Genomic DNA, 26,867 nt, shown 5'->3' with positions numbered 1-26,867 from the left:
CGGTCAGCTGGTGGGGGCGGTACCGGGCCCCGCGTAGTCTGAGGTGAAGCAGGACTTGATGGCCTTCTCCGAGAGGGGGCGCCCGGCGAAGTCGAGCCGGGAGGCGACCTTGTCGTCGGGCTTGGTGTGCGGGTCGTCGTCGAACGCGAGTGACCACCAGTAGACGCCTTGCATCTTGCGCTCCTGCACGACCTGGCAGACGGCGCTGTACCAATTCGCCTGTACTTGAAGGTTGACGGCCCGCTTGACGTAGAAGTCACCGGGGGCGTGATAGGCGCCGTCCATGGCGCCGATGCCGGTCTCGGAGACGAGGATGTTCGGCAGCGGACCGGTGTCCTTCTTGTCCAGCCAGTGGTTCCAGCCCTTGACCAGGTCCTGTACTGGAGCGGTGTCGGGCACCTTGACGGGGAAGTAGGCGTCGACGCCGAGGTGGTTGACCGGCATGTTGATCCGGCGGGTGACGTAGGCGTCCCAGTTGGCGTCGTAGGCGACCTCACCGGAGAAGTCCTTCTCGGCGTAGGTGACCAGGCTGTCCCAGCCGGGGTCGCCTTCGAGGGAGTTCAGCTCGGTACCGATCACGAAGGTGTCCGCCTTCGTGTCGTCGGCGACCTTGAGGTACGGGGTGAGGAACTGCTTGTACGAGGCGAACCAGGCGGAGCGCGAGTCGGGCTCGATGTTTCCGCGCCAGCCGTTCGACTGCTCCAGGGTGCCTTCGTCCAGGATCGGGCGGACCGTGGTGCGGAACCCGGCGTCCTTGAAGACCTTCAGCACGCGCTCGAGACGGTCCGGGGACGGGGTCTTGGCGCCGGCCGAGAGCTTGTTGGACGTGGAGTTCTCGATGAAGAACGGGAACGAGACCGACACCGCGTTCGCGCCCAGGTCGATGAGGTACTTCGCCTGCTTGCCCGCCTGCGCCTCGATGAACGTGTCGGATCGTTTCCGCTTCTCCTCCTCCCAGTAGAGCTGTACGCCCCACTGCGCCATGCCCTTCTTCCAGGGCTTGGCGACCTGGAGGGCTTCGGCGGGGGAAGACGGGGAATCGGAGGGAGAGGACGCCGACGGTGTGCCGGCGATGTCGCCCTTGGGAGTGGCGGAGTCCCCGGCGTCGCCTACGACGATCTTGGGTATCGCCGAGCCCGACTCCCAGCGAACCGGATGGTCGCCGAGGACGAAGGGGGTGCCCAGCACGACAGTGAGGACGCTCACCGGAAAGACGGCGAGCAGGGGAAGGCGCGAGCGCATGTCAGTTGTCTTCCGGGCGGTCAGGCGGGCTTGGCGATGACGACGAACTTGTTCTCCTCGCGCCGGACGAACCTCAGGAAGCCCTTGAAGCCGCCGAGTCCTTCCAGCACGGAGAAGACGGGGATGAGAGCGACCACGACGATCGGCTCCCACCACTTGCGCCGGCCGCTGGCCGAGGCGACCGCGTTCAGCCGCAGACCTTCCCAGTAGGTCCAGATGACGTAGGCGAAGTTGAGGGCCCAGAGGATGACCACGGACTGGGTCACGGGCGAGGTGTTCATGTCATTGATGAGCCAGCCGAAGAGCAGCACGGCACCGATGTGCTGGAGCGGGCCGAGGATCCAGGTCGCCACACAGATGGCGAGAAACCACCGGTAGCGGAGCGGAATCGTCCGGTTGAAGCACAGGGCGACCAGACCCCAGGCCCACCGGTCGCGCTGCTTCACGAAGTCCTTGGCGGTGGCCGGAGAAGCACCGTAGCAGCGGCCGTTGAACCAGTCGCTGCGTCCCGGATAGCGACGGCAGAACGTGAGGGCGAGTTGCGCGTCCTCGACAATCGCCTTCGGCCCGAAGTCCCAGCCGATCGTCGCCTCGACCGAAGCCCGGAGAACGAGGAGTTCGCCGTGCACGCCGGCTACCGGGGTTCCCATTCCGGTGAGCGCCCGGAATCGCGCGATGTCGTCCGCGGGGCGCACGGCGTCGGCGAGCCAGGTGAACATGTTGACCGCGCTTTCCCGCGGATAGGTGAGAATTCCCTGGGCCATGTGCTTGGCCTCGTCGGGCGTCGCGCGCCGCTGGCGGTTGATGAACTGCGCGAGCGCCGCCGCGGTGTCGGGGCCGACCCCGGTGTCGTCGTCCATGTGCAGCACCCACACGTCGTCGAGCGCCTCGCCCTCGGCGATGCGCAGCTCGTGCGCGTAGTGGTTGGCGCGTGCCTTGAAGCGGGTGCCGTTGGCCGTGGCGTACGCCTTGGGCACCGTGACGACACGGATCAGCGGGTGGAGGGTGGCCAGCCGGTCGATGTCCGCCGCGGCCTCGCAGCCCTCCTCGGTGAGGACGTCCACACGCATGTACGGGAACCATTCCGGCAGGTGCTCGACGTACGAGAGCACGGAGCGCTCAAGCGCCGGATAGGTGTCGTGCCGTCCGATGGTCGGCACCAGCACGATGAGGAAGTCCTGCTCGACAGGGGCGGGCGGCACCATGTTGACGCTGCGCCTGATCCTGCGGCGGATGAGCCACGCGCCCTGGATGCCCACCAGCACGCCCACGACGGGCAGCGACCAGACGATACTCAGCGCCCAACTGAGCGGGGTCCGGCTGGGCGAGTACGACCACAGACCGAAAGCCAGCAGCAGCATGAAGGGGATCAGGAACGGCAGGATCCCCGGCTTCCAAGCGGCGGTGCGTTGTGCCAACTTGGCGTTGTGCCGCGAGTGCGGCACAACCCCATCGACCTGTGTGACGGCCATGGCGACTGTTGAACTCCCCTGAAGATGACAATGCGTTGAGGCAACGAGAATCCCGGTCATGACACGGCTGGGCGTATCACGACAACGTCCCGTCCGAGCCCCTACCCCTCAACGACTTTCGGACGTTTTGGCCAGTGGCGCTCAGATGCCCCCCAGGCGCCGAAGCCGCTGACCGAACAGGAACACGATCCTCGCATGCCTGTGCCATACAAGGGAACCCGATGGAGAACCTGTGTTCAAAAGTTAACCTTATGGTGCACCTGATGCTCCAGAGGCAACCTCGCCGACCTGGGCTTTCAGGGCTCCGCTGATCGACTTCCCCGGGTATGAGAACCTTCACACCACGTCCGTACAACCTTTTACGGTTGCCGTCGCGCGGCTCCTCGCGCATGAGCGCCAGTGCGTTCGATCAGTGATCAAGCGGGGGCTTGTGCAGTGATTCCCAGTCGAAGCGTCCGCCTTGTGTCGAAGTGCCGCCGGTGAGAACCGCCGGCGCGTAGTAGGTCCGCTGCACATCCGATGGCGAGTTGTGCTCTGTCAGTCCGCTTCCCCATACGTTCCAGATCACCCATGGCGTCCCCGTGAGCGTGGCGGGCTGCGCGGCGGACAGCGGGACATGGAAGGACTCCGCCATCATGCGCGGCTTGTCGTAGCGCGCCAATCCCCGGTACCAGATCTGCGTCCACGGCTCCCCCCGGAACGGCCGCTCCGGCGTGTCGCTGTAGTCGTCGACTCCCACCACGTCGACGTATTCACCGCCCGGGTAGTACGCCCGGGGATCGGTACCGTGCTTCCCCGCCCAGGAACTGGGCGCCCAGACGAAGATCAGGTTGTGCAGGCCTCTGGTGCCGACAAGGTAGTCGTACGTCGTCCGCCACAGTTTCCGGTACAACTCGGGGCGCTGGCCGGCCCACCAGAACCCGCTGGAGCAGTCACGCGCGTTCATCTCGTGGTACGGCCGCAGCAGCACCGGTACATCACGAGCAGCGAGGTAGGCCAGGTGGTCGGCGAGGAAGGACAGGTCGACCAGCAGATCGTGCTGCTCGGCCGTGCCGGGCGTCACCACCCGGGCAAACCAGTCCGGGTCGTGGGCCGCGGGTGAGTTACGGCACCGCGTGTGGACGTAGTCCTTCACCGGGCTGCCCGGATAGGGCTCGTGGAACGACATACCGACGATGCCGGCCGGGCCGCCGCCGTTGCCCGGCAGTGTCACCGTGGTGCCGCCGGAGCAGTCCCGGCGGGGGGCGGAGGCGGAGTCCATCCCCTCCCACACGCCGGCGGCCAAGTCCACGGCGTCGTTGGTGTATCCCCAGTACGGGCGGCAACTCGGCCACGCGGCCGAGTAGGGGCGCGGCTCACCGACACCCCAGGACGACTGTCCGTATCCCGGACCCAGGTCCACCTCCAGGAAACCTGGGAGCCGCCCGGTGATGTCGGCGGGCTTGCGGTAGTAGTAGCCGGGCGGCTTGCGCCCCGGGTAATCGCCGTAAGCGGCGTTGTAGCGTTCGTTCTGCAGCTCATCGTGCTGGCCGATGACGGTGTGGGTGGGCCGGCCGGCGCGGGCGTCGTTCTCCAGCCCGGCGAGCATCGCGTACACCGCACGAGCCGACGAGGACGCCTGGGGGTCCCGGGTTCGCACATCCGTCCCGATGTGCTGCGCAGCGACTGTGCCCATCCGCGCCGAGTCCTGCCCGATCAGCGGCAGCAGGACTCCCAGCACTCCGCCGACCAGGGCACATCTGACCCATCTTCTTCGTATCAGGAGAAGTCCCCCCAAGGACTGCGAGGCCGGCCTCCCGAGGCGCCGGCACGATCGTTTGTCAGGTCGCCGGCGCCTCTACTCGGGTTGCAGGCAGGTCACACCCGCTCAGCGGTGGTGCGTCGGCGACACCGTGACCTCGACCCGCTGGAACTCCTTCAGTTCGGAGTAGCCGGTGGTCGCCATCGCGCGGCGCAGCGCGCCGAAGAAGTTCATGGATCCGTCGGGCTCGTGGGAGGGGCCGAGCAGGATCTGCTCGGTCGTTCCCGCGGTGCCCAGGTTCATGCGCTTGCCGCGCGGCAGTTCCTCGTGGGTGGCCTCCATGCCCCAGTGGAAGCCGCGGCCTGGCGCGTCGGTGGCGCGGGCCAGCGGGGAGCCCATCATCACCGAGTCGGCGCCGCAGGCGATCGCCTTCGGCAGGTCGCCGCTGGAGCCGAAGCCGCCGTCGGCGATGACGTGCACGTAACGGCCGCCGGACTCGTCCATGTAGTCGCGGCGGGCCGCGGCCACGTCGGCGACCGCGGTGGCCATCGGCACCTGGATGCCGAGGACGTTGCGGGTGGTGTGGGCGGCGCCGCCGCCGAAGCCGACGAGGACGCCCGCGGCGCCGGTGCGCATCAGGTGCAGCGCGGCGGTGTAGGTGGCGCAGCCGCCGACGATGACCGGGACGTCGAGTTCGTAGATGAACTGCTTCAGGTTGAGCGGCTCGTGGGAGCCCGACACGTGCTCGGCGGAGACCGTCGTGCCGCGGATGACGAAGATGTCCACGCCCGCGTCGACCACGGCCTTGGAGAACTGCGCGGTGCGCTGCGGGGAGAGCGCGGCGGCCGTGACCACACCGGCGTCGCGCACCTCCTTGATGCGCTGGCCGATCAGCTCCTCCTTGATCGGCGCCGCGTAGATCTCCTGCAGCCGCCGGGTGACGGAGGCGTCGTCCAGCTCGGCGATCTCGGCGAGCAGCGGCTCGGGGTCCTCGTAGCGGGTCCACAGACCCTCGAGGTTGAGCACGCCCAGGCCGCCGAGGTTGCCGATGCGGATGGCGGTCTCCGGGGAGACCACGGAGTCCATCGGCGCCGCGAGGAAAGGCAGCTCGAAGCGGTAGGCGTCGATCTGCCACGCGATCGAGACCTCCTTGGGGTCCCGCGTACGGCGGCTCGGGACGACGGCGATGTCGTCGAATGCGTATGCCCTGCGGCCGCGCTTGCCCCGCCCGATCTCGATCTCAGTCACTGTCGCTATGCCTTTCCTTCGTGGCCTGCCCGTCCAGTATCCCAGGCAGGGCAGCCGGAAGCCCGCGGCCGTACGGGGCCGCGGGCTCCGGATTGTCCGCTCGTACCGTCAGCGCGTGTGGTAGTTCGGCGCCTCGGTGGTCATCTGGATGTCGTGCGGGTGGCTCTCCTTGAGGCCGGCCGCGGTGATCCGCACGAAGCGGCCCTTCTCCTTCAGCTCGGGGATCGTCGCGGACCCGACGTACCCCATGGAGGAACGCAGGCCGCCGATCAGCTGGTGGGCCACCGCGGAGAGCGGGCCGCGGTAGGGCACCTGGCCCTCGATGCCCTCGGGGACGAGCTTGTCCTCGGACAGCACGTTGTCCTGGAAGTAGCGGTCCTTGGAGTAGGACTGCGCCTGCCCGCGCGACTGCATCGCGCCGAGCGAGCCCATGCCGCGGTACGACTTGAACTGCTTGCCGTTGATGAAGAGCAGCTCGCCCGGCGACTCCTCGCAGCCGGCGAGGAGGCTGCCCAGCATCACGGTGTCCGCGCCGGCCGCGATGGCCTTGGCGATGTCGCCGGAGTACTGCAGGCCGCCGTCGCCGATCAGCGGGACGCCGGCCGGGCCGGCCGCGAGGGAGGCCTCGTAGATCGCCGTCACCTGGGGCGCGCCGACGCCCGCGACCACGCGGGTGGTGCAGATGGAGCCGGGGCCGACACCGACCTTGATGCCGTCGGCGCCCGCGTCGATCAGCGCCTGGGCGCCGTCACGGGTGGCGACGTTGCCGGCCACCACGTCGATCTTGATGTTGGCCTTGACCTTGGCGACCATGTCGAGGATGCCGCGGCTGTGGCCGTGGGCGCTGTCGATGACCAGGAAGTCGGCACCGGCCTCGACCAGCCGCTGGGCGCGGAGGAAGGACTCGTCGCCGACGCCCACCGCGGCGCCGACCAGCAGACGGCCCTCGGCGTCCTTGGCGGCGTTGGGGTACTGCTCGGCCTTCACGAAGTCCTTGACCGTGATCAGGCCCTTGAGGCGGCCCTCGTCGTCGACGAGCGGCAGCTTCTCGATCTTGTGCTTGCGCAGCAGGTCCATCGCGTCGACGCCGGAGATGCCGACCTTGCCGGTGACCAGCGGCATCGGCGTCATGACCTCGCGGACCTGCCGGGAGCGGTCGCTCTCGAAGGCCATGTCGCGGTTGGTCACGATGCCCAGCAGCTTGCCGGAGGGGTCGGTGACGGGGACGCCGCTGATGCGGAACTTGCCGCACAGGGCGTCGGCCTCGGCGAGGGTGGCGTCGGGGTGGACGGTGATCGGGTCGGACACCATGCCGGACTCGGACCGCTTGACCAGGTCGACCTGGTTGACCTGGTCCTCGATGGACAGGTTGCGGTGGAGGACGCCCACACCGCCCTGGCGGGCCATCGCGATGGCCATCCGCGCCTCGGTGACCTTGTCCATCGCCGCCGACAGCAGCGGGATGTTCACACTGACGTTCCGGGAGACCTTCGAGCGGGTGTCGACCTGGTTCGGCACGACGTCCGACGCACCCGGGAGCAGCAGCACGTCGTCGTAGGTGAGTCCGAGCAGCCCGAACTTCTCGGCTACTCCGTCGGCGTTCAACGTCATGACACCTTCCCCATGGTCTTGCCCGGCGAGATGTTCAATGCTAATGGCTCCCGCGGGTAACCAGTTCCGCCCCTGGAGCGGGGCCGGGGGCGGCGTCCGCTAGGCGCTCAACCCGGGGGCGCCCGCGGCGGCTTCCTCCGCCAGCGCCCGCAGCCGGGACAGCGCACGGTGCTGGGCCACCCGGACGGCGCCCGGCGACATGCCGAGCACCTGACCGGTCTCCTCGGCGGTGAGACCCACGGCGACGCGGAGCAGCACCAGCTCCCGCTGGTGCACCGGAAGGTTGGCGAGCAGCTTCTTCGCCCACTCCGCGTCACTGCTGAGCAGCGCCCGCTCCTCGGGCCCGAGCGAGTCGTCCGGCTGCTCGGGCATCTCGTCGGAGGGCACGGCCGTCGAGCCGGGACCGCGCATCGCGGCCCGCTGGAGGTCGGCGACCTTGTGTGCGGCGATGCCGAAGACGAAGGCCTCGAAGGGCCGCCCCTGGTCCCGGTAGCGGGGCAGGGCGCACAGCACCGCGAGGCACACCTCCTGGGCGAGGTCGTCCACGAAGTGGCGCGCGTCACCCGGCAGCCGCGACAGTCGGGTCCGGCAATAGCGCTCGGCCAGCGGGTGCACATGGGCGAGCAGGTCGTGCGTCGCCTGCTCGTCGCCGTCCACGGCTCGACGTACGAGTGCCCCTATGGCTGTCTCATTGCCGGTGGCCTCGTCGCGCATCCGTCCATAGTGCATCCCCGCAAGCCGCTCCGTGGGCTCGGACCCGTGGTTGTGCTCCGAAGCGTTATGCGGCGCGCCGTGTGGAGCGCTTCGAGGGACCGCACCGGCCGTAGTCATGTCACGCACCCGCCGCCCCGCCCGACCGTGTCCCCGAGAGTCCATACCTCAAGCATGCGCCCTCGGCGCGGAAACCGGTACGAGCGGGGCAGCCGCACGGCCGCCCCGCAGCTCTTCGGCCCCTCAGCCCTCACGAGGCCGCCGCCTCAGCGCACCAGGCCCCAGCGGAAGCCGAGCGCCACCGCGTGGGCCCGGTCCGAGGCGCCGAGCTTCTTGAACAGGCGTCGCGCGTGCGTCTTGACGGTGTCCTCGGAGAGGAAGAGCTCGCGGCCGATCTCGGCATTGGAGCGGCCGTGGCTCATGCCCTCCAGCACCTGGATCTCGCGGGCGGTCAGCGTCGGGGCGGCGCCCATCTCGGCCGAGCGCAGCCGGCGCGGGGCGAGCCGCCAGGTCGGGTCGGCCAGCGCCTGGGTGACCGTGGCCCGCAACTCGGCGCGCGAGGCGTCCTTGTGCAGGTATCCGCGGGCACCGGCGGCGACCGCGAGGGCCACCCCGTCCAGGTCCTCGGCGACCGTGAGCATGATGATGCGGGCGCCGGGGTCGGCGGACAGCAGCCGCCGTACGGTCTCGACGCCGCCGAGGCCGGGCATCCGGACGTCCATGAGAATGAGGTCCGAGCGGTCGGCGCCCCACCGGCGGAGGACTTCCTCGCCGTTGGCCGCGGTCGTCACACGCTCCACGCCGGGCACGGTCGCGACCGCGCGGCGCAGGGCCTCTCGGGCAAGCGGGGAGTCGTCGCAGACGAGAACGGAAGTCATGACCGTCCTCCGCAGCTGATCCGCGTCACGTTGAGCCTCCAGGCTGAATCGTTCACCGGTGGGGACGACAGCCTCGGGCGCCTGCCCGATTAGTTCGACCGCCAACCACTTCCGCACCTTCAACGACCCTCACTCGAAAGAGTTACGGAGTTTGGCGGCCCACTCCCGCACTCTCCGTGCGCGGACCGACACGGATCAGCAACATCGCAGGTCGCGGGCGTTCGCCGGGCCTCAAAAACCGGCACAACGGGCGCCCGCTTGCAGCACACGCCAGCCGCCGACCGGGGGGCAATGTCAGATTTTGCCTGTTTGGAGGCTTTTTACCCGCATGGCGGGAGTTCGTTGGCGATTTTGTGATGAATCATATTTACATCTACTTCGACAGTAGATGTAACGTCGACAACACCTTCCCAGAGCTTCGCGCCTGGACGGTGTCCCTGCAGCCCACCTCTCGAGGAGATGAGCAATGGCAGACTTCTCCCGCCTCCCGGGCCCCAACGCCGACCTCTGGGACTGGCAGCTGGTAGCCGCCTGCCGTGGTGTCGACAGTTCCCTGTTCTTCCACCCCGAGGGAGAGCGCGGCGCCGCCCGGAGCGCGCGTGAGGCGGCGGCGAAGGAGGTGTGCATGCGCTGCCCCGTCCGCGCCGAGTGCGCGACGCACGCTCTGACGGTCCGCGAGCCCTACGGGGTCTGGGGCGGACTCACCGAGGACGAGCGCGAGGAGATGATGGGCCGGTCCCGCAACCGGGTCATGAGCTCGCACGCCACCGGCAGTCACTGACTCACCGGACATCAGCCACAGAGGAAACGTTTCATCACATGCGACGGGGCCCGCGGTGCCGCGGACTCGGACCGTCGGGGGGCGCGCGGGGCCGCGGGTCGCAGCCGCTCCGGCGTACGGTCGTGCCGTGGCTCGCACGCCAATACGCGGCCGTATCCCCTCCAGCGCCCGGCCGCGCCGAGACCCGTCCCCGACGCCACCCGGCCGATCGCCGCCGGACAGTCGTCCGTGGCGAAGTCGATGCGCCGCTCCAAGCGCTCGTGCCCGCGCGCGCGACCGGGTGCCGACGACGTAACCAGCCCGCCGTCCACGGCTCGTCCGCGAGGTCGCACAGCCGCACCCGCTCCAGCGCCTCATCCGCCGGCTGACCGCCTGCTGGGTGCGGCCCCGTTCCCGCTCGGCGCCCGACAGTGAGCCGGCACGGGCCACGGCACGCAGCACACGGAGGTGGCGGGCCTCCAACACGCCCCGAGCGGGGGCGTCCCCCGGGGGTCGCGTTCCGTGATCGACGATGGACTTCGGGCCGCCCGGGGCGCAGGCTGAGGAACCATGGACATCGCCGGGGAATTCGCGCTGGACGCCGGGATCACCTACCTCAACACCGCCTCGTCGGGCATCGGCCCGCTCCGCTCCGTCGAGGTGCTGCGTACCGCCGTGGCCGCCTGGTCCGACGGCACCGACGACTGGGTGCGCGACGAGCGCGCCCTGGGCGCCGCCCGCGCCGCATACGCCCGCCTCACGGGGGTCACCGCCGACCGCGTCGCGGTCGGCTCCTCCGTCACCACCCATGTCGGCATGATCGCCGCGGCCCTCCCCGCCGGGGCCGAGGTCGTGCTGGCCGACGGCGACTTCAGCTCGCTGGTCAACCCCTTCACCTCCCGCGCCGACATCACGGTGCGCACCGTGCCCCTGGAGGGGGTCGCCGACGCCGTACGTCCCACCACCGGCCTCGTGGCGGTCAGCGCGGTGCAGTCCGCGGACGGCCGGGTCGCCGACCTGGCGGCGGTGCGCGAGGCCGCGTCGCGGCACCGGGCGCGCGTGCTCGTCGACGCCACCCAGGCGGTCGGCTGGCTGCCGCTGAGCGCGGACGGCCTCGACTACGTCGTGTGCGGCGGCTACAAGTGGCTGCTCGCCCCGCGCGGGGTGTCCTTCCTGACCGTGCGGGAGGGCGCCGAGGACGGGCTGTCGGCGCAGTTCGCCGGGTGGTACGCGGCCGAGGACCCGTGGGCCGACTGCTACGGGCCGGTCGCACGTCTCGCCGATTCCGCCCGGCGGTTCGACGTGATGCCGCCGCTTCTGCCGTATCTGGCCGGGGCGGCCTCGCTGGGGCTGATCGAGGAGCTGGGCGTCGAGGCCGTCGGCGCCCACGACGTCGCGCTGGCCGAGCGCTTCCGGGCGGGTCTGCTGCGGCTCGGCCACAAGCCGGTGCCCTCCGGCGCGCGGGCCTCGGCGATCGTGGCCGTCCCGGGCCTCGGCGACGCGGCGCGGCGGCTGGCCGCCGCAGGCATCCGGGTCTCGGCCCGCGCGGGGAACCTGCGGGCGGCCTTCCACCTGTACAACACCGAGGCGGACGTGGACCGGCTGCTGCGGGTGCTCGCGGGCTGAGGCCTGTCGTCGCCCCGGCCGCCGGAAAACACCTCGCCGGGGGCCGGGCGGGCGCCGTACCGTCGCGGGATGAAGCTGCTCTCGGTGAACGTGGGCCGGCCCCGTCCGAACCCGTGGAAGACCAGTGGAACGACCGGTATCGACAAGCACCCGGTGCCGGGCCCGGTGGCGGTGACGGCGCCGGGCCCCAAGGGCACCGGCGCGGTCGGCCTGGCCGGCGACCGGGTGTACGACGTGGCGCACCACGGCGGCACCGACCAGGCGGTCTACGCCTACGCCCGGGAGGACCTCGACACCTGGGAACGCGAACTCGACCTGCCGCTGCGCAACGGCATGTTCGGGGAGAACCTGACCACCTGGGGGCTGGACGTCAACAGTGCCCTGATCGGCGAGCGCTGGCGGATCGGCGGGCAGGGCGGCGCCGTCCTGGAGGTGTCCTGCCCGCGGGTCCCCTGCGCCACCTTCCAGGGCTGGCTGGAACAGGGCGGCTGGATCAAGCGGTTCACGCGGGCCGCGCTGCCCGGCGCCTACCTCCGGGTCGCCGAGGCCGGACAAGTCCGGGCCGGCGACCCGGTCGAGGTCGTCCACCGCCCGGACCACGAGGTCACCGTCGCGCTGACCTTTCGGGCGGTCACCCTGGAGCCCGCGCTGCTCCCCCGGCTGCTGGCGGCGGACGCGCTTCCGCGGGACGTGCGCGCCGCGGCCCGCAGACGCACGGGGGCTGACTAGCCTGCGGCCATGACGACTTCACTGATCACGGGAGCCACCGCGGGAATCGGCGCGGCGTTCGCGCGCCGGCTGGCGGAGGACGGTCACGCCCTCGTCCTCGTCGCCCGCGACGAGCAGCGGCTGGAGGAGTGCGCGGAGCGGCTGCGGCGCACGTACGGGGTGGCGGTCGAGGTGCTGCCCGCCGACCTGTCGGCGGACAAGGGCATCGAGGCGGTCGAGGCACGGCTGCGCGACCGGGAGCGCCCGGTCGACGTGCTGGTCAACAACGCGGGCTTCGGCAACCGCGGCGGCTTCGGCGACGTGCCGATGACGGACGAGCTGACCATGCTCAAGGTGCACTGCGAGGCGGTGCTGCGGCTGACCGGCGCCGCGACCGCGGCCATGCGGGAGCGCGGGCGCGGCTTCGTGATCAACGTGGCCTCGGTGGCGGCCTTCCTGCCGCGCGGCACGTACGGGGCGAGCAAGGCGTGGGTGGTGAACTTCACCCAGGGCGTGGCCCGCGAACTGGCGGGCACCGGGGTGCGGCTGCTGGCGCTGTGCCCGGGCTTCGTCCGCACCGAGTTCCACCAGAGGGCCGGGATGGACACGAACGGCATCCCCTCATGGGCGTGGCTGGACGCCGACAAGGTGGTCATCGCCGCCCTGCGGGACCTCGCCCGCGGCCGCTCGCTGAGTGTGCCCGACCCCCGCTACAAGGCCGCGGTGCTCGCGGCCAGGCTGGCGCCGGGCGGGGCGCTCGGCCGGTTCTCGTCGAAGGCGGGGCGGCGCTTCGGGCCGGTCTACCCCCGCGACTGAGGGCCCGTCTCCGGCAGCCCGAAGGCCCCCGTTCCCAGGTGCGGGAACGGGGGCCTTCGCGGTCCAGCTCAGTGGGAGTGGCCGTGACCGTGGCCGTGACCGGCCTCGGCGGGCTCCTCCTCCTTCTTCTCCACCACCAGGGTCTCGGTGGTGAGGAGCAGGGAGGCGATGGAGGCGGCGTTCTCCAGGGCGGAGCGGGTGACCTTGACCGGGTCGATGACGCCGGACTTCACCAGGTCGCCGTACTCGCCGGTCGCGGCGTTGAAGCCGTGGCCCTTCTCCAGCTCGGACACCTTGGAGGTGATGACGTAGCCCTCCAGGCCGGCGTTCTCGGCGATCCAGCGCAGCGGCTCGACCGCGGCGCGGCGGACGACCGCCACACCGGTGGCCTCGTCGCCGGTCTTGCCGAGGCCGTCCTCGAGCACCTTGACCGCGTGGACGAGCGCGGAGCCACCACCGGAGACGATGCCCTCCTCGACCGCGGCGCGGGTCGCGGAGATGGCGTCCTCCAGACGGTGCTTCTTCTCCTTCAGCTCGACCTCGGTGGCCGCGCCGACACGGATGACGCACACGCCGCCGGCCAGCTTGGCGAGGCGCTCCTGGAGCTTCTCGCGGTCCCAGTCGGAATCGGTCGAGGCGATCTCGGCCTTGATCTGGTTGATCCGGCCGGAGATCTCCGAGGACTCGCCGGCGCCGTCGACGATGGTGGTGTCGTCCTTGGTGACGGTCACGCGGCGGGCGGTGCCGAGCACGTCCAGGCCGACCTGGTCGAGCTTGAGGCCGACCTCCTCGGCGACGACGGTGCCACCGGTGAGGGTGGCGATGTCGCCCAGCATGGCCTTGCGGCGGTCGCCGAAGCCGGGGGCCTTGACCGCGACCGCGTTGAAGGTGCCGCGGATCTTGTTGACCACCAGGGTCGACAGGGCCTCGCCCTCGACGTCCTCGGCGATGATCAGCAGCGGCTTGGAGGTGCCGGCCTGCAGGATCTTCTCCAGCAGCGGGAGCAGGTCCTGGATGGAGGAGATCTTGCCCTGGGTGATGAGGATGTACGGGTCCTCCAGGACGGCCTCCTGGCGCTCCTGGTCCGTCACGAAGTACGGCGACAGGTAGCCCTTGTCGAAGGCCATGCCCTCGGTGAAGTCCAGCTCCAGACCGAAGGTGTTGGACTCCTCGACGGTGATGACACCGTCCTTGCCGACCTTGTCGATCGCCTCGGCGATCAGCTCGCCGACCTGCTTGTCCTGGGCGGACAGCGCGGCGACGGCGGCGACGTCGTCCTTGCCCTCGATCGGGCGGGCGGTCGCGAGCAGCTCGTCCGAGACGGCCTTGACGGCCGCGTCGATGCCCTTCTTCAGGGCGGCCGGGGAGGCTCCGGCGGCGACGTTGCGCAGACCCTCGCGGACCAGCGCCTGGGCGAGCACCGTGGCGGTGGTGGTGCCGTCACCCGCGATGTCGTTGGTCTTGGTCGCCACCTCCTTCACGAGCTGCGCGCCGAGGTTCTCGTACGCGTCCTCGATCTCGACCTCACGGGCGATGGTGACACCGTCGTTGGTGATGGTCGGGGCGCCGAACTTCTTGTCGATGACGACATTGCGGCCCTTGGGGCCGATGGTCACCTTCACGGTGTCGGCGAGCTTGTTCACGCCGCGCTCAAGGGCGCGACGCGCGTCCTCGTCGAACTTCAGGATCTTGGCCATACCGGCGGAATTCCTCGTCTTTGGGTTCTCGTCGAAGACCGCGCCCCGGGCCCCCGGTCCGTACGAGGACTCGGTGTGCCCGGGGCGTGGTCACGGCATTTCTCGCTTGCGCGCGGCGCCGGTCCTACTTCTCGACGATCGCGAGGACGTCGCGAGCCGAGAGGACGAGGTACTCCTCGCCGCTGTACTTGACCTCGGTGCCGCCGTACTTGCTGTACAGCACGATGTCGCCGACCTTGACGTCGAGCGGGATGCGGTTGCCGTCCTCGAAGCGACCCGGGCCGACGGCCAGGACGACGCCCTCCTGGGGCTTCTCCTTGGCGGTGTCCGGGATGACCAGACCGGAAGCGGTGGTCTGCTCGGCATCGAGCGGCTGGACCACGATGCGGTCCTCGAGCGGCTTGATGGCAACCTTGGTGCTGGTGGTCGTCACGATCCGACCTCCCCCTTCAAAGGGCTCACGGGAGTGTCTGTCTGGGGTGGCGACCTGGTAGGCCCGTCGTCGCGGGTGCCGGACCTGCCCGTCGCGTTTGTGCTGGCACTCGACATGGCCGAGTGCCAGGTCCGAGATTATGACGCGCTTAGCACTCGGTCAAGCGGAGTGCCAACGCCGCGCCGTACGAGCCGCTCCCCCTGAGCTCAACGGAGTGCCCGGACGCACTGTTCCGGGCGCGCGGCTTCGCCGAGCCGCTCACGGGGCCAGTCCAGGACACGCCGGTCCCGCGGGACAATGGACGGCGTGGATCTTGACGCGTTCTCGGCTCTTCTGACCGACGAGGGGCAGTCACTGCTGGCCTCCCTGCGGGACTACGACCCCGCCGCCGAACTGGCGACCGCGACACGGCTGCGGCGGGAGCACGACGCCGGGCTGGTGGCGGCGGCGCTGACGCAGGCCCGGCTGCGGCAGCGAGCGGCGGCGAAGTTCGGGGAGGACGCGTACCGGATGTACTTCACGCCCGACGGGGTCGAGCAGTCGACGCGGGCCTCCGTCGCCCGGCACCGGGCGGAGCGGTTCGCCGCGCTCGGGGTGCGGCGGCTGGCGGACCTGTGCTGCGGGATCGGCGGGGACGCCGTCCCGCTGGCCCGCGCCGGGGTGGAGGTGCTGGCGGTCGACCGTTCCGAGCTGACCTGCGCGGTGGTGCGGGCGAACGCGGAGGCGCTGGGGCTGGCCGGCCTGATCGAGGTGCGCTGCGCCGACGTGACGGAGACCGCCACGGACGGCTTCGACGCGGTCTTCGTCGACCCGGCCCGACGCGGCGGACAATCAAGAGGTGCAGCGCGCAGCGCTTCGCAAGAAGGGCGGTGGCGGGCGACGGGCGGGCGGATCTTCGACCCCGAGGCGTACTCCCCGCCGCTGTCGTGGGCGGTGGCGGCGGCGCGGAAGGCGCCGCTGGCCGCCCTGAAGGTGGCGCCGGGGATCCCGCACGAGGCGGTGCCGCAGGAGGCCGAGGCGGAGTGGGTCTCCGACCACGGCGACGTGAAGGAGGCCGTGCTGTGGTTCGGCACCGCGCCGGGCGCCCGCCGCGCGACTCTGCTGCCGTCGGGCGCCACGCTGCCGGCGGCCGGCCTGCCCGACCCGCAGGTGCGCCCCGTGGGGCGCTGGCTGTACGAGCCGGACGGCGCGGTCATCCGGGCCCACATGGTGGCCGACGTGGCGGCGCAGGTCGGCGGCGGGCTGATCGACCAGACCATCGCGTACGTCACCTCGGACGAGCCGCACTCGACGCCCTACGCGACCGCCTACGAGATCACCGATGTGCTGCCCTTCAACCTCAAGCGGCTCAAGGCGCTGCTGCGCGAACGCGAGGTCGGCGTGCTGACCGTGAAGAAGCGCGGATCGGCCGTCGAACCCGAGGAGGTACGCCGCCGGGTCAAGCCCCAGGGCCCCCACGCGGCCACGGTCTTCCTGACCCGCGTCGCGGGCGCCCCGAGCATGCTGCTGGGCGCCCCGGCCCCCACGGACACCCGCACCCCCCGCTGACAGCGACCCAGGCACACGCGCGGACCGCTCAACCCTCCACGAACGGCTACAGCGCCCCCAGCAGACCTCTCGCCATCCCCGGCACCTCGGTGAGCGCACCGGCGAGGGCGGTGGGTCCGCAGTCGTCCAGGGCGGGGCCGGTGTAGCCCCAGGCCGCGCCGATCGAAGGGATCCCGGCGGCCGCCGCGGCGGCCACGTCGGAGGGGCTGTCCCCGACGAAGCAGGCGCGCCCCGGCGGCACCCCGAGGCGGTCGAGCGCGAGCAGGACGCCCTCCCCCGAAGGCTTGGGCGCGGCGTCGCCCCACCCGACCACCACGCCGAAGTACGCGGACAGCTCCGCGGGGACGAGCCGCGCCACCCGGCTCGCCGGCTGCATGGTCACCACCCCGATCGCCATGCCGGAGGCCGCGAGCTCGCGCAGCACGCCGGCCGCGTCCGGGAACGGCGACGCCCCCCACCGGGCGAGGGCGAGCGCTTCCTCCCAGGCGGCACCGAAGACGGTCTCCTCGTCGGTCACGCCGAGCCGCGCGAGCAGTTCGTGATGGGGGAGGTGGTCGAGTCCGGCCGGCAGACGGCTCTCGTCCACGGGCGCTCCCAGGGCCGCGCGGGCGACGTCGAGGATCGCCCGCCGCATCGCCCGCCGGCTGTCGAGAAGGACGCCGTCGAGATCGAAGAGGACGGCGCAGCCGGAGTCGGTCATCGGGTCTTCTCGCCACCTGCCGGAACGCCTCCCGGACACCGGTCGTCCGGCAGGACGCCTGCTCAGGAGGCGCCAAGGCAGAAGCCCGGTTGCGATCGACGCCGGGCTCATCATACGACCGGCCGTCCCGCGACCAGGGCCTACGCCCCCTCCGCCACCGACTCGAAGCGCCAGCGGTGCACGGCCCGCCGGGCCAGGCCCTCGGCCGGCTCGGGCAGTTCGGGCAGCTCCGCGTCGTACGGGGCGTCCCACCAGGTGATGACCAGGACCCGGTCCTGCGGGGCGGAGAAGGTCTCCCGGCGCAGCGGGGCCGGCGACAGCGACCGAGCGCGGGCCCACGCCAGCAGTTCGGGCCCGCGCCCCTCGACGGCGCGGGCCTCCCACATCAGGGCGACGGTCATGAGTAGAGGTTGCTCTTGCTGAGCTCGTGGACGTGGTCGTGGTCGTGCGTGTGGCCGGGCACGGACACGTCCGTGACCTGGAGCGAGGAATCCGCCGGCAGGTCCCACGTGGAGGACGGCCGGCCGCGGGCCACCATCTCCGCGCCGAGGGCCGCGACCATGGCGCCGTTGTCGGTGCACAGCTTGGGCCGCGGCACGCGCAGGACGATCCCCGCGCCCTCGCAGCGCTCCTGCGCCAGCGAGCGCAGCCGGCTGTTGGCCGCGACGCCGCCGCCGATCATCAGGTGGTCGACGCCGTTGTCCTTGCAGGCCCGGATCGCCTTGCGGGTGAGCACGTCGACGACGGCCTCCTGGAAGGACGCGGACACGTCCGCGACCGGCACCTCCACGCCCTCGCGCCGCTTGGACTCGATCCACCGGGCCACGGCCGTCTTCAGGCCGGAGAAGGAGAAGTCGTAGAGCGGGTCGCGGGAGCCGGTCAGGCCGCGCGGGAAGCGGATAGCGGCCGGGTCGCCCTCGCGGGCCGCGCGGTCGATGGCCGGGCCGCCGGGGAAACCGAGGCCCAGCACCCGGGCTACCTTGTCGAAGGCCTCGCCCGCCGCGTCGTCGATGGTGGAGCCCAGCGGGCGCACGTCGCCGGTGATGTCGGGCGCCAGCAGCAGCGAGGAGTGGCCGCCGGACACCAGCAGCGCCATCGTCGGCTCGGGCAGCGGCCCGTGCTCCAGCTGGTCCACGCAGATGTGGGAGGCGAGGTGGTTGACCCCGTACAGCGGCTTGCCGAGCGCGTAGGCGTACGCCTTGGCCGCGGACACGCCGACCAGCAGCGCGCCCGCGAGCCCGGGACCCGCGGTGACGGCGATCCCGTCGAGGTCGGAGGCGGCGACGCCGGCCTCCTTCAGCGCGCGCTGGATCGTGGGGACCATCGCCTCCAGGTGCGCGCGGCTGGCGACCTCGGGCACGACGCCGCCGAAGCGGGCGTGCTCGTCGACGCTGGAGGCGATCGCGTCGGCGAGCAGCGTGTGCCCGCGCACGATGCCGACACCGGTCTCGTCGCAGGACGTCTCGATGCCGAGGACAAGGGGCTCGTCAGCCATGGATGGTCTCTGTTCCTTGTAGTCCCGGTACGTCAGTGGATGCCGGCAGCTCGCCGAGCCTCATCACGAGCGCGTCGACGTTGCCCGGCTGGTAGTAGCCGCGCCGGAAACCGATCGGCTCGAAGCCGAAGCGCTCGTACAGCCGCTGGGCGCGGACGTTGTCGACGCGCACCTCCAGCAGCACCTCGTGGCACTCGAAGGCGGTGGCCTGGCGCAGCAGTTCGGCGAGCAGCAGTGTGCCGAGGCCGGTGCCCCACTGCTCGGTGGCGACGGCGATGGTCTGCACGTCCCCGGTGCCGGCGACGGCGGCCAGGCCCCCGTAGCCGGCGATCCGTCCGGCCTCGTCCTCGGCCACCACGTAGTGCCGGGTGGCCGACGGATGCCGCGCGTCGGCCAGTTCGGACCAGAACATGCCGCGCGACCACGCGTCGTCCGGGAAGAGCCGGTGCTCCAGCTCCATCACCGGGTCCAGGTCCCACCAGCGCATCTCGCGCATCACCGCGGTCACTTCGGCAGGACCGCCTTGTAGCCGGCCGGCACCTGGGCGTCCGGACGGCGCAGGTACAGCGGCAGCGCGGGGAGGAAGTCCTCGCCATCCGCCAGCTTCACCGCGGCGAGGGCGGCCAGCGCGGCGGCGGACTGGTCGGCGGGCGGCCGGACGTCGGTGAAGACCCCGGGGTAGAGGGCGGCGCCCGCGCCGACCGCGGGCACCCCGCCGACCTCGCCCGCGATGTCGCCGGGCCGGTCCACGGCCGGGTCGGTCACCCGGGCCCGCGGGCCCTCGTACCGGGCCCAGTAGACCTCCTTGCGGCGGGCGTCCGTCGCCACGACGAACGGCCCCTCGATCCCGGCGGCGTACGCCAGCCCGTCGAGGGTGCAGATCCCGTGGACGGGGACGCCCAGCACGTCGGCGAAGGAGACGGCGGTCACCAGGCCGACGCGCAGCCCCGTGTACGGGCCGGGTCCGACGCCGACCACGATCCCGGTCACGTCGCCCAGCCCGGTCCCCACCTCCCGCAGCACTCGGTCCACGGCGGGCATCAGCAGTTCCCCGTGCCGTCTCGCGTCGATCTCCGTCGACTCTGCGAGCACGCGCCGGCCGTCGTGCAGGGCGACCGTCACGGCGGGGGTTGCGGTATCGAAAGCAAGCAGCAGCACGCGTTCAGCCTACGGCGTTCACCGGGGTGGCCCCGCCAGGACGGGGCCACCACCGCGGCCCGGGACGGCGCTCCCGTCAGCGTGCGGCCCGGCTGCTAACGTCAACCCAGCGTGACGCCCACCTCCGGAGGAAAGCCGTGGCAAGGATCGGTTCAGGGACGATCGTGACCGGACTGACCGCAGCCGCGCTGGCCGGCGTCGGCGTGCTCGCCGTCCAGGCCTCCAGCTCCGCGGACGAGATGCCCAAGGGCGTCCGCAGCACGGACACCGGCGGCGCCCGCGACACCTCCGTGGCCGCCTCCGCCTCGCCCGAGCCGGCGAAGAAGAACGAGCTCCCCGCGGCCTCCGGCAGCGGCACCAGGGTCGTGTACTCGCTCGGCGCGGACCGCGTGTGGCTGGTCGGCGACGACGGGAAGGTGCGCACCACGTACGTGGTCGTGCCCGGCACCGTCGATCCCGCCCCCGGCACCTACTCCGTGACCTCCCGCAGCGCCGGCGGGGTCGGCGGTGACGGTGTGGCCGTCGAGAACGTGGTGCGGTTCACGACCGTGGACAACGTGGTGATCGGCTTCAGCGCGGCGAAGGACGGCTCGCTGCCCGACCCCCCGCCCCCGGGCCGGCAGACGGGCGGCATCCGCGAGAAGCGGAAGGACGGCGCGACGCTGTGGAAGTTCGCGACTGTCGGCAGCAAGATCGTCGTCGTCCGCTGATTCCCCCGGAAGAGTGAACGCCCAAGGGGTCGTTCGGCGGGCGCACAGGGCCTGCCGTCGAATTCACGCCGGTCGCCCGGAGGCCGGGGCCCGCATTGTCCGGCGCGGTGCGTCGCACGGCGGACAGCCGTCCTCGTAGTGGGCCACCCGGACGATTCGACAACGCAGCCGGGCGGCGCGGGGCAGGCGTGAATGTGACGGCAGGCCCTGGCTATGCCGCGTCCGCCTCAGGGCGGGTCCTGGTCTCGTCCTGCGCCGCGTGCGGCTCCGGCTCCTGCTCCTCGGGCTCGCCGCCCGGTGGGGTGCACACCGCGTTCGCCGCCGCGGCCGCCGCGAGCAGCGCCTGCATCGAGTAACCCGGCTCCGGCTCCGGGGCCGTGTGGGCCGACATGGATGCCTCCTGGGTCCGACGGGGTCGGGTCAGGCAGCCCTAACCAGCTCCTGGAGTCCAGCAGAACACGGGAGACGTGCCGTACGCAATATCTTCCCGACACCATGTCGGAACGGTTGCGCGCTCAGACGCCGAGCCCGGCCAGGTCCTCACCGGCCCAGCGCGCGCCGACCCCGGTGACGACGACCTCGCGCACGTCGTGGTCCTCCTGCCCGTTCGCCGCGACCTCGCCCACCGCGCGGTGGATCACCAGCTGCAGCCGGTCGTCGGAGAGCTCCTCGACCTTGCCCTCGCCCCACTCCACCACGACCACCGACTCCGGCAGCGAGACGTCGAGGTCCAGGTCCTCCATCTCGTCCAGCCCGCCGGAAAGCCGGTACGCGTCCACGTGCACCAGCGCCGGACCGCCGCGCAGCGAGGGGTGGACCCGTGCGATCACGAAGGTCGGCGACGTCACCGCGCCCCGCACGCCCATGCCCTCGCCGAGGCCACGGGTCAGCGTCGTCTTGCCCGCCCCCAGGTCACCGCTGAGGACGACGAGGTCGCCGGCGCGCAGCAGCGGCGCCAGACGGTGTCCCAGCTCGCGCATCTGGTCGGGGGTCTTTACCGTGACCCGGATCGCTTCCATGCCGATGGCTTCCATGCCCATGTGCCCGAATGCTACGCGCCGCCGGAGACCACCCGTTCCGCCCTGTCGGGCGTCGCGGGCCGCGGCACCGCCAGTTCACGCAGCGCCTGCGGGACCGGGGCGCGCGAGGCGTCGGCCGCCTCGGCGAGCAGCGCGGCCAGGTGCGTGTTGACCAGCTCGGGGTGTTCCATCATCACCAGGTGCCCGGCCCCGGGCACCACCACCAGCTCGGTGTCCGGCAGACGCTCGGCGATGGCCCGGCTGTGCTCACTGGGCGTCAGGAGGTCCTTGTCCCCGGCCAGTACGAGCCCGGGCAGGCCGTCCAGCACGTCCAGGGCCTCGCTCTTCTCGTGCTCGGTGAAGGCCGGGTAGAACTCGCCGACGACGTCGATCGGGGTCGACTCGATCATCCGCTCGGCGAACCGCGCGACGCCCGGGTCCACGTCGGAGCCGAAGGAGTAGCGCTTGATGATCCCGGCGAAGAGGTCGGCCGTCGCCCGGCGCCCCCGTTCCACCAGGTCGACCTGCGTGCCCAGGATCCGCAGTACCCCCGGCGCCAGCGCCCGCAGCGCCCGCGCGCCCGCCGCCGGCAGGCCGAGCGTCACGCTGGCCAGCCTGCCGGAGGACGTACCGACGAAGGCGAAGCCGGCCACGCGCGCGTCCACCAGATCGGGGAACTGGTCGGCGAACGCCATCACGGTCATGCCCCCCATGGAGTGCCCGACGAGCACCAGCGGGCCCTCCGGCGCGGCGGCGTCGAGGACCGCCTTCAGGTCGCGGCCGAGCTGGTCGATCGTGGCGGGCTCGCCGTCCGCCTGGTCCTTGCCCCGGCCGGAGCGGCCGTGGCTGCGCTGGTCCCAGTAGACGGCGCGTATCGCCCCGCGCAGCGCGGCGCGCTGGAAGTGCCAGGAGTCCTGGTTGAGGCAGTAACCGTGGCTGAAGACGACGGTCAGCGGCGGCGCCTGGCCACCGCGGCGGAAGATCTGCCAGCGTCGCGGCGGCGCGGCCGCGTCGGCCGCCGCCGGGTCCGCCTCCTCGACCTCGTAGTAGAGCTCGGTGCCGTCCTCCGCGGTGACCCGCCCCGGAACGCCGCGCAGCGAGCCGTAGGGCCCGGCCAGGTCGAGGGCGAGCCGGGCACGCTTGCGCATGCCCCGGCCGACCGTGGCGCGCTCCAGCGCCACGCCCGCGGCGGCGCCCGCCGCGACCACGCCGATGGCCGCGCCGACGATCCCGGCGCGCTGCCAGCGACCGGAAGCAGCGGCCGCTTCGGCCACCGCCTCGATCGCCCCCGTTGCCTTGCCGCTGTCCGTCATGGCCGTATCGCTGCTTCCCCTCCGCTACGCGCTCACGTACCCACGTAGACGCGCGGCACCCGGGTCCCGATCCGAGTGACGATCTCGTACGCGATGGTGCCCGCCGCCCGCGCCCAGTCCTCGGCGGTCGGCTCACCGCGGTCACCAGGGCCGAACAGTACTGCCTCGTCTCCCGCGGCGGCACTGTCGCCGCCGAGGTCGACCACGAACTGGTCCATCGCCACCCGCCCGGCGACCGTCCGCCACTTGCCCGACACCAGCACGGGGCCGGTGCCCGAGGCGTGCCGCGGGATGCCGTCGGCGTACCCGACGGGCACCAGGGCGAGGGTCGTCTCGCCGGGCGTCGTGTAGTGGTGCCCGTACGAGACCCCGTGGCCGCCGGGGACGCGCTTGGCCGAGGCCAACCGCGCCGACAGCGTCATCACCGGCCGCAGCCCGAAGTCGGCCGGGCCGCCGACCTGCGGGATCGGCGAGATCCCGTAGATCGCCACCCCGGTCCTGACGAGGTCGAAGTGCGCCTCGGGCAGGGTCAGGGTGGCCGGGGAGTTCGCCATGTGCCGGACCTCGGGGCGCAGCCCGGCGCGCTCGGCGGTCTCCAGGGCGCTGCGGAAGACGGCGAGCTGCGCGGCGATGGAGGGGTGACCGGGCTCGTCGGCGCACGCGAAGTGCGACCACAGCCCGGTGACCGTCACCAGGCCCTCCGTCTCGGCGGCGCGGGCGGCGGCGACCAGGTCGGGCCACTGCGCGGGCTGGGCGCCGCCCCGGCCCAGGCCCGTGTCGGCCTTCAGCTGGACGCGCGCGGTCCGGCCCGCGGCCGCGGCGGCCTCCGAGACCTCGCGCAGCGCCCACGGCGAGCTGACCGTCACGTCGACGTCCGCCTCCACGGCGGCCTGCCACGGCCCGCCCGGCGTCCACAGCCAGCACAGCACGGGGGCCGTGATCCCGGCCGCGCGCAGCGCCAGCGCCTCCTCGGGCGTCGCCGTGCCGAGCCAGCCGGCGCCCGCCTCCAGGGCGGCCCGGGCGCAGGGCACCATCCCATGGCCGTAGGCGTCCGCCTTGACCACGGCCATGAGCCCGGAGCGGGGCGCGCGGGCGCGGAGCGCCGCGACGTTGGACCGCAGGGCGGCGAGGTCGATCGTGGCCTGGGCGCGCAGATTCGTCTCATCCATCGCGCCCAGTGTCTCAGGCCGGCCCCGTGCGGCCGTCACGTGGCGGGTTTCGCGCCCCACACGTACACCGCCTCGTGGAGCTTCAGGAGGTTCCACAGCAGGCGCGCGTTGCGGTTGGAGAGGTTGACGCAGCCGTGCGATCCGGGCGCCTTGTAGACGCTGCCGGGGGTCGCGTGCATCGCCTGGCCACCGCTGAAGAACTGGCTGTACGGCATCGGGGCGTCGTAGATGTCGGAGACGTGGTTCTTGTGGCGCCAGTAGACGGTGAAGTAACCGGTACGGGTGAGGTAGCCCTTGCGGCCGCTGCGGATGGCAACCGGGCCGAAGACGACCTTGGTGCTGCTGCTCTGCACCCACAGCAGCTGGCGGTTGAGGTCGATGCAGACCAGGCGCTTGCCCCGGGCCGGGGCCGGGCACCGGCGGGAGGCGTTCGGGCCCTTCCTGGTGGCCTCGTCGAGCCGGAGCCAGCCCCAGGTGGTGGGGCCCGCGAAGCCGGTGGCGGGGACGATGCCCTTGGACTTCTGGTAGTGGCGGATCTCCGCGCAGTCGGCCTCGGACTGCTTGCCGTTCACACGCAGCCGCAGCCTCTTCTCGACCTCGCGCTGGTAGGGGCCGGTGAAGGCCGTGCAGTACTCGCGACGTTCCGGGTTCTCCCGGTGCTCCTCGGCGTTGTCCGGGGCCTCGTCGGCGTTGTCCCGGTCCTCGTCGGCGTAGTACGGGTCCTCGTCGGCGTTGTCCGGGTCCTCATCGGCGTAGTACGGGTCCTCGTCGGCGGCCCGCTTTTCCTCGGCGGCCCGCTCCTCCTCGGCGGCCCGCTTTTCCTCGGCGGCCCGCTCCCGCTCGAATGTGCGCGCCCGCTCGACGTCCTCGGCCGGAACGAACTCCACCAGCTGCGGGTCCACCCAGTCGTCTTCCGTGTCCTCGGTGGGCACGACACTGCGTGTGGGCTCGGCCGTCGACGTGCCGATCCTGCGGGGCAGGGCGCCCTGGTCGGGGGTGTCGACCTGCCGGGAGGCGTCCGGGCCGAAGGGGACCCCGGGGACGAGACGGTCGACCGGCACCGGCCACTCGTCGTCCGCGGCGGCAGTCGTGTGCATACCGAGTGCGGCGAGGGCGGTCACCGCGGAGGTGAGCAGCCGCACCCTGCTTCTGGCATACGTTCCCATGAACACACAAATTGACGTGCCGATGCCCGGCGGAACGCCGCGTCGGCGGAGTCCACCCGTTTCGCCCAGTTGACGGCGGCTCAGGACCTGATGTCGCGCCAGGCGGCGGGAAGGGCCGCGGCCACGTCGTCCGCGGCGATCGGCGCGCCGACCGGGCCCGCGGCGACCCGCGCCGACAGGCCGTGCAGGTAGGCGCCGGCGGAGGCCGCGTCTCGCGGGGCGAGCCCGGCGGCCAGCAGGGACCCGGTGATCCCGGAGAGCACGTCACCGCTGCCCGCCGTGGCCAGCCAGGACGTCCCCGTGGGGTTGACCCGGACCGGCACCCCGGACTCCGGGGACGCGACGAGCGTCGTGGAGCCCTTGAGCAGCGCCGTCGCGCCGAACTCGTCGGCCAGCCGCCGCACATGGTCCAGCCGCGCCGCCTCCACCTCCTCGCGGGCCACCCCGAGCAGTGCCGCCGCCTCCCCCGCGTGCGGGGTCAGCACGGTGCCGGCGGCGCGGGAGCGCACGACGGCCCGGTCCAGCAGCCGCAGGCCGTCCGCGTCGACGAGCACGGGCACGTCCGAGGCGAGCACGTCGTCCACCGAGCGCTGGGCCTCCGGCCCGTCGCCCAGCCCCGGGCCCACCACCCAGGCCTGCACCCGGCCGGCCTTGTGCGGTGGCCCGGACGACACCAGGGCCTCCGGGAAGCGGGCCAGCACGGCCGCCGCCCCCGGGCCCACGTACCGCACCGCCCCCGCGCCCGCGCGCAGCGCCCCCGCCACCGCGAGCACGGCGGCGCCGGGGTAGCGCTCCGAGCCCGCGACGACGCCGATCACACCGCGCCGGTACTTGTCGCTCTCGGCGTCCGGACCCGGCAGGAGGGCGGCCACGTCGGCGTGCTGCAGCGCCTCCAGGTCGGGCGGCGTGCCGTCCAGCCAGGGGCCGAGGCCGATGTCCACCAGGCGCAGGGCACCCGCGTGCTCGGCGGCGGGGTCCACGAGCAGGCCCGGCTTGTACGTGCCGAAGGTCACCGTCATGTCCGCCCGCACCGCCGCGCCCCGGACCTCGCCGGTGTCGGCGTCCACACCGCTGGGGAGGTCCACGGCGACCACGACCGCCCGGGACGCGTGCGCGGCCTCCGCCAGCGGCGCCGCCTCGGGGCGCAGGCCGCCCTTGCCGCCGATGCCCACGATGCCGTCCAGTACGAGGTCGGCGCGATGGATCAGCGCCTCGGCGCCGTCCGGGGCGACCGCACGGCCGCCCGCGGCGCGCAGGGCCGCCAGGCCCCGGCGGTGCGCCTTCCGGGGCGCCAGCAGGACAGCGGTGACGCCCGCCCCCCGCCGCGCGAGGCGCGCCCCCGCGTACAGGGCGTCGCCGCCGTTGTCCCCGCTCCCGGTCAGCACGACGACGCGGGCCCCGTAGACCCCGCCCGCGGCGCCGAGCGCGTTCGCGCACGCCGCGGCCAGCCCGGCCGCCGCCCGCTGCATCAGGGCCCCCTCCGGAACCCGCGCCATGAGCGCCCGCTCGGCCGCCCGTACGGTCTCCACGCTGTACGCCACCCGCATGCGGCCATGTTCCCACCGCGCGGGGTTCGTTGCGCGCCGGCGGTGCTCGTGGGTGCACCCGGTGGCGGGGGGGGGGGGGGGGGGGGGGGGGGGGAGAGG

The 26,867-nt window shown here is 72.3% G+C and carries 26 protein-coding genes; 6 read left to right on the top strand and 20 right to left on the bottom strand.

Annotated features, from left to right (window positions below):
* Positions 1–3 precede the first annotated feature (3 nt).
* The 7 genes from AC3EUJ_RS28885 to AC3EUJ_RS28855 form a co-directional block, all read right to left on the bottom strand.
* Complete coding sequence (locus tag AC3EUJ_RS28885; RefSeq protein WP_431966420.1) at positions 4–1,242, bottom strand: glycoside hydrolase family 113; 1,239 nt, start codon at positions 1,240–1,242, stop codon at positions 4–6.
* A 20-nt stretch (positions 1,243–1,262) separates the two neighbouring features.
* Complete coding sequence (locus AC3EUJ_RS28880) at positions 1,263–2,660, bottom strand: glycosyltransferase family 2 protein (protein ID WP_431966418.1); 1,398 nt, start codon at positions 2,658–2,660, stop codon at positions 1,263–1,265.
* Between the two features lie 463 nt (positions 2,661–3,123).
* Complete coding sequence (locus tag AC3EUJ_RS28875; protein WP_431966416.1) at positions 3,124–4,389, bottom strand: glycoside hydrolase family 26 protein; 1,266 nt, start codon at positions 4,387–4,389, stop codon at positions 3,124–3,126.
* Positions 4,390–4,581: 192 nt separating this feature from the next.
* A complete protein-coding gene (locus AC3EUJ_RS28870) occupies positions 4,582–5,703 on the bottom strand; it encodes a GuaB3 family IMP dehydrogenase-related protein (RefSeq protein WP_431966414.1) in 1,122 nt (373 codons plus the stop codon).
* A 108-nt stretch (positions 5,704–5,811) separates the two neighbouring features.
* Positions 5,812–7,314 (bottom strand): IMP dehydrogenase, encoded by a 1,503-nt coding sequence (gene guaB / locus AC3EUJ_RS28865; RefSeq protein ID WP_431966412.1) that lies wholly within the window; start codon positions 7,312–7,314, stop codon positions 5,812–5,814.
* Positions 7,315–7,413: 99 nt separating this feature from the next.
* Positions 7,414–8,028: a sigma-70 family RNA polymerase sigma factor gene (locus AC3EUJ_RS28860; protein WP_431966410.1), complete on the bottom strand. Its 615-nt coding sequence runs from the start codon at positions 8,026–8,028 to the stop codon at positions 7,414–7,416.
* Positions 8,029–8,291: 263 nt separating this feature from the next.
* The gene (locus AC3EUJ_RS28855) at positions 8,292–8,903 is read right to left on the bottom strand and encodes a response regulator transcription factor (protein WP_003948568.1); all 612 of its coding nucleotides are present in this window, start codon (positions 8,901–8,903) and stop codon (positions 8,292–8,294) included.
* Positions 8,904–9,369: 466 nt separating this feature from the next.
* Here AC3EUJ_RS28855 and AC3EUJ_RS28850 point away from each other — a divergent pair, with 466 nt between their 5' ends.
* The 4 genes from AC3EUJ_RS28850 to AC3EUJ_RS28835 all read left to right on the top strand — a co-directional run bounded on the left by AC3EUJ_RS28850 (position 9,370) and on the right by AC3EUJ_RS28835 (position 12,813).
* Positions 9,370–9,684: a WhiB family transcriptional regulator gene (locus AC3EUJ_RS28850; RefSeq protein ID WP_319138961.1), complete on the top strand. Its 315-nt coding sequence runs from the start codon at positions 9,370–9,372 to the stop codon at positions 9,682–9,684.
* A 549-nt stretch (positions 9,685–10,233) separates the two neighbouring features.
* Positions 10,234–11,289: an aminotransferase class V-fold PLP-dependent enzyme gene (locus tag AC3EUJ_RS28845; RefSeq protein WP_431966408.1), complete on the top strand. Its 1,056-nt coding sequence runs from the start codon at positions 10,234–10,236 to the stop codon at positions 11,287–11,289.
* A 69-nt stretch (positions 11,290–11,358) separates the two neighbouring features.
* Entirely contained in the window at positions 11,359–12,018 is a 660-nt protein-coding gene (locus tag AC3EUJ_RS28840; protein WP_431966406.1) for an MOSC domain-containing protein, read from the top strand.
* 9 nt (positions 12,019–12,027) lie between these two features.
* Complete coding sequence (locus tag AC3EUJ_RS28835; RefSeq protein WP_431966404.1) at positions 12,028–12,813, top strand: SDR family NAD(P)-dependent oxidoreductase; 786 nt, start codon at positions 12,028–12,030, stop codon at positions 12,811–12,813.
* Between the two features lie 68 nt (positions 12,814–12,881).
* Here the strand turns inward: AC3EUJ_RS28835 and groL are convergent, their stop codons facing one another.
* Positions 12,882–14,510 carry a chaperonin GroEL gene (gene groL / locus AC3EUJ_RS28830; protein WP_431966402.1) on the bottom strand — a complete coding sequence of 543 codons (1,629 nt, stop codon included), beginning with the start codon at positions 14,508–14,510 and terminating at the stop codon, positions 12,882–12,884.
* A 124-nt stretch (positions 14,511–14,634) separates the two neighbouring features.
* On the bottom strand, positions 14,635–14,943 hold the full coding sequence (groES, locus tag AC3EUJ_RS28825) for a co-chaperone GroES (RefSeq protein WP_319158003.1): 309 nt from the start codon (positions 14,941–14,943) through the stop codon (positions 14,635–14,637).
* Positions 14,944–15,240: 297 nt separating this feature from the next.
* On the opposite strand from groES, the gene AC3EUJ_RS28820 reads away from it, so the two are divergent.
* Positions 15,241–16,491 carry a THUMP-like domain-containing protein gene (locus tag AC3EUJ_RS28820; protein WP_431966400.1) on the top strand — a complete coding sequence of 417 codons (1,251 nt, stop codon included), beginning with the start codon at positions 15,241–15,243 and terminating at the stop codon, positions 16,489–16,491.
* Positions 16,492–16,537: 46 nt separating this feature from the next.
* Here AC3EUJ_RS28820 and AC3EUJ_RS28815 read toward each other — a convergent pair whose 3' ends face one another.
* The 5 genes from AC3EUJ_RS28815 to tsaB all read right to left on the bottom strand — a co-directional run bounded on the left by AC3EUJ_RS28815 (position 16,538) and on the right by tsaB (position 19,844).
* Entirely contained in the window at positions 16,538–17,191 is a 654-nt protein-coding gene (locus AC3EUJ_RS28815; protein WP_431966398.1) for an HAD family hydrolase, read from the bottom strand.
* Positions 17,192–17,331: 140 nt separating this feature from the next.
* Positions 17,332–17,592, bottom strand: a complete 261-nt coding sequence (locus tag AC3EUJ_RS28810) for a hypothetical protein (protein WP_431966396.1) — start codon at positions 17,590–17,592, stop codon at positions 17,332–17,334.
* Positions 17,589–18,686 (bottom strand): tRNA (adenosine(37)-N6)-threonylcarbamoyltransferase complex transferase subunit TsaD, encoded by a 1,098-nt coding sequence (gene tsaD / locus AC3EUJ_RS28805; protein ID WP_431966394.1) that lies wholly within the window; start codon positions 18,684–18,686, stop codon positions 17,589–17,591. Before tsaD ends, AC3EUJ_RS28810 begins: the two co-directional genes overlap by 4 nt.
* Entirely contained in the window at positions 18,679–19,182 is a 504-nt protein-coding gene (gene rimI, locus AC3EUJ_RS28800; RefSeq protein WP_431966471.1) for a ribosomal protein S18-alanine N-acetyltransferase, read from the bottom strand. The genes tsaD and rimI overlap by 8 nt, the downstream gene beginning before the upstream one ends.
* Positions 19,183–19,190: 8 nt before the next feature.
* Complete coding sequence (gene tsaB, locus AC3EUJ_RS28795; RefSeq protein WP_431966392.1) at positions 19,191–19,844, bottom strand: tRNA (adenosine(37)-N6)-threonylcarbamoyltransferase complex dimerization subunit type 1 TsaB; 654 nt, start codon at positions 19,842–19,844, stop codon at positions 19,191–19,193.
* Between the two features lie 164 nt (positions 19,845–20,008).
* On the opposite strand from tsaB, the gene AC3EUJ_RS28790 reads away from it, so the two are divergent.
* The gene (locus AC3EUJ_RS28790) at positions 20,009–20,554 is read left to right on the top strand and encodes a hypothetical protein (RefSeq protein ID WP_431966390.1); all 546 of its coding nucleotides are present in this window, start codon (positions 20,009–20,011) and stop codon (positions 20,552–20,554) included.
* 211 nt (positions 20,555–20,765) lie between these two features.
* On the opposite strand, the gene AC3EUJ_RS28785 is transcribed toward AC3EUJ_RS28790, so the two are convergent.
* From AC3EUJ_RS28785 to AC3EUJ_RS28760, 6 genes are all read right to left on the bottom strand, one after another.
* On the bottom strand, positions 20,766–20,945 hold the full coding sequence (locus tag AC3EUJ_RS28785) for a hypothetical protein (protein ID WP_431966388.1): 180 nt from the start codon (positions 20,943–20,945) through the stop codon (positions 20,766–20,768).
* Between the two features lie 124 nt (positions 20,946–21,069).
* A complete protein-coding gene (tsaE, locus tag AC3EUJ_RS28780; RefSeq protein ID WP_431966386.1) occupies positions 21,070–21,594 on the bottom strand; it encodes a tRNA (adenosine(37)-N6)-threonylcarbamoyltransferase complex ATPase subunit type 1 TsaE in 525 nt (174 codons plus the stop codon).
* Between the two features lie 11 nt (positions 21,595–21,605).
* Positions 21,606–22,886, bottom strand: coding sequence for an alpha/beta fold hydrolase (locus AC3EUJ_RS28775; RefSeq protein WP_431966384.1), 1,281 nt, complete (start codon positions 22,884–22,886; stop codon positions 21,606–21,608).
* Between the two features lie 32 nt (positions 22,887–22,918).
* On the bottom strand, positions 22,919–24,055 hold the full coding sequence (gene alr / locus AC3EUJ_RS28770) for an alanine racemase (protein WP_431966382.1): 1,137 nt from the start codon (positions 24,053–24,055) through the stop codon (positions 22,919–22,921).
* Positions 24,056–24,090: 35 nt separating this feature from the next.
* On the bottom strand, positions 24,091–25,221 hold the full coding sequence (locus AC3EUJ_RS28765) for a L,D-transpeptidase (protein WP_431966380.1): 1,131 nt from the start codon (positions 25,219–25,221) through the stop codon (positions 24,091–24,093).
* A gap of 80 nt (positions 25,222–25,301) precedes the next feature.
* Positions 25,302–26,768, bottom strand: coding sequence for an NAD(P)H-hydrate dehydratase (locus AC3EUJ_RS28760; RefSeq protein WP_431966378.1), 1,467 nt, complete (start codon positions 26,766–26,768; stop codon positions 25,302–25,304).
* Positions 26,769–26,867: the final 99 nt, after the last annotated feature.

The sequence above is a fragment of the Actinacidiphila sp. bgisy160 genome, from assembly GCF_057707815.1.
The sequence above is the reverse complement of the archived record's forward strand: the minus strand, read 5'-3'. Positions and strand labels throughout refer to the sequence as shown.

Coding starts and splice junctions, on each gene's coding strand:
- AC3EUJ_RS28875 (WP_431966416.1), bottom strand. CDS start 4,389: ATGGGCACAGTCGCTGCGCAGCACATCGGGACGGATGTGCGAACCCGG.
- AC3EUJ_RS28760 (WP_431966378.1), bottom strand. CDS start 26,768: ATGCGGGTGGCGTACAGCGTGGAGACCGTACGGGCGGCCGAGCGGGCG.
- AC3EUJ_RS28815 (WP_431966398.1), bottom strand. CDS start 17,191: ATGACCGACTCCGGCTGCGCCGTCCTCTTCGATCTCGACGGCGTCCTT.
- AC3EUJ_RS28835 (WP_431966404.1), top strand. CDS start 12,028: ATGACGACTTCACTGATCACGGGAGCCACCGCGGGAATCGGCGCGGCG.
- AC3EUJ_RS28845 (WP_431966408.1), top strand. CDS start 10,234: ATGGACATCGCCGGGGAATTCGCGCTGGACGCCGGGATCACCTACCTC.
- AC3EUJ_RS28785 (WP_431966388.1), bottom strand. CDS start 20,945: ATGTCGGCCCACACGGCCCCGGAGCCGGAGCCGGGTTACTCGATGCAG.
- groL (WP_431966402.1), bottom strand. CDS start 14,510: ATGGCCAAGATCCTGAAGTTCGACGAGGACGCGCGTCGCGCCCTTGAG.
- tsaE (WP_431966386.1), bottom strand. CDS start 21,594: ATGGGCATGGAAGCCATCGGCATGGAAGCGATCCGGGTCACGGTAAAG.
- AC3EUJ_RS28775 (WP_431966384.1), bottom strand. CDS start 22,886: ATGACGGACAGCGGCAAGGCAACGGGGGCGATCGAGGCGGTGGCCGAA.
- AC3EUJ_RS28820 (WP_431966400.1), top strand. CDS start 15,241: ATGGACGGCGTGGATCTTGACGCGTTCTCGGCTCTTCTGACCGACGAG.
- AC3EUJ_RS28885 (WP_431966420.1), bottom strand. CDS start 1,242: ATGCGCTCGCGCCTTCCCCTGCTCGCCGTCTTTCCGGTGAGCGTCCTC.
- AC3EUJ_RS28810 (WP_431966396.1), bottom strand. CDS start 17,592: ATGACCGTCGCCCTGATGTGGGAGGCCCGCGCCGTCGAGGGGCGCGGG.
- AC3EUJ_RS28860 (WP_431966410.1), bottom strand. CDS start 8,028: ATGCGCGACGAGGCCACCGGCAATGAGACAGCCATAGGGGCACTCGTA.
- guaB (WP_431966412.1), bottom strand. CDS start 7,314: ATGACGTTGAACGCCGACGGAGTAGCCGAGAAGTTCGGGCTGCTCGGA.
- tsaD (WP_431966394.1), bottom strand. CDS start 18,686: ATGGCTGACGAGCCCCTTGTCCTCGGCATCGAGACGTCCTGCGACGAG.
- rimI (WP_431966471.1), bottom strand. CDS start 19,182: ATGCGCGAGATGCGCTGGTGGGACCTGGACCCGGTGATGGAGCTGGAG.
- AC3EUJ_RS28840 (WP_431966406.1), top strand. CDS start 11,359: ATGAAGCTGCTCTCGGTGAACGTGGGCCGGCCCCGTCCGAACCCGTGG.
- AC3EUJ_RS28850 (WP_319138961.1), top strand. CDS start 9,370: ATGGCAGACTTCTCCCGCCTCCCGGGCCCCAACGCCGACCTCTGGGAC.
- AC3EUJ_RS28855 (WP_003948568.1), bottom strand. CDS start 8,903: ATGACTTCCGTTCTCGTCTGCGACGACTCCCCGCTTGCCCGAGAGGCC.
- AC3EUJ_RS28765 (WP_431966380.1), bottom strand. CDS start 25,221: ATGGGAACGTATGCCAGAAGCAGGGTGCGGCTGCTCACCTCCGCGGTG.
- alr (WP_431966382.1), bottom strand. CDS start 24,055: ATGGATGAGACGAATCTGCGCGCCCAGGCCACGATCGACCTCGCCGCC.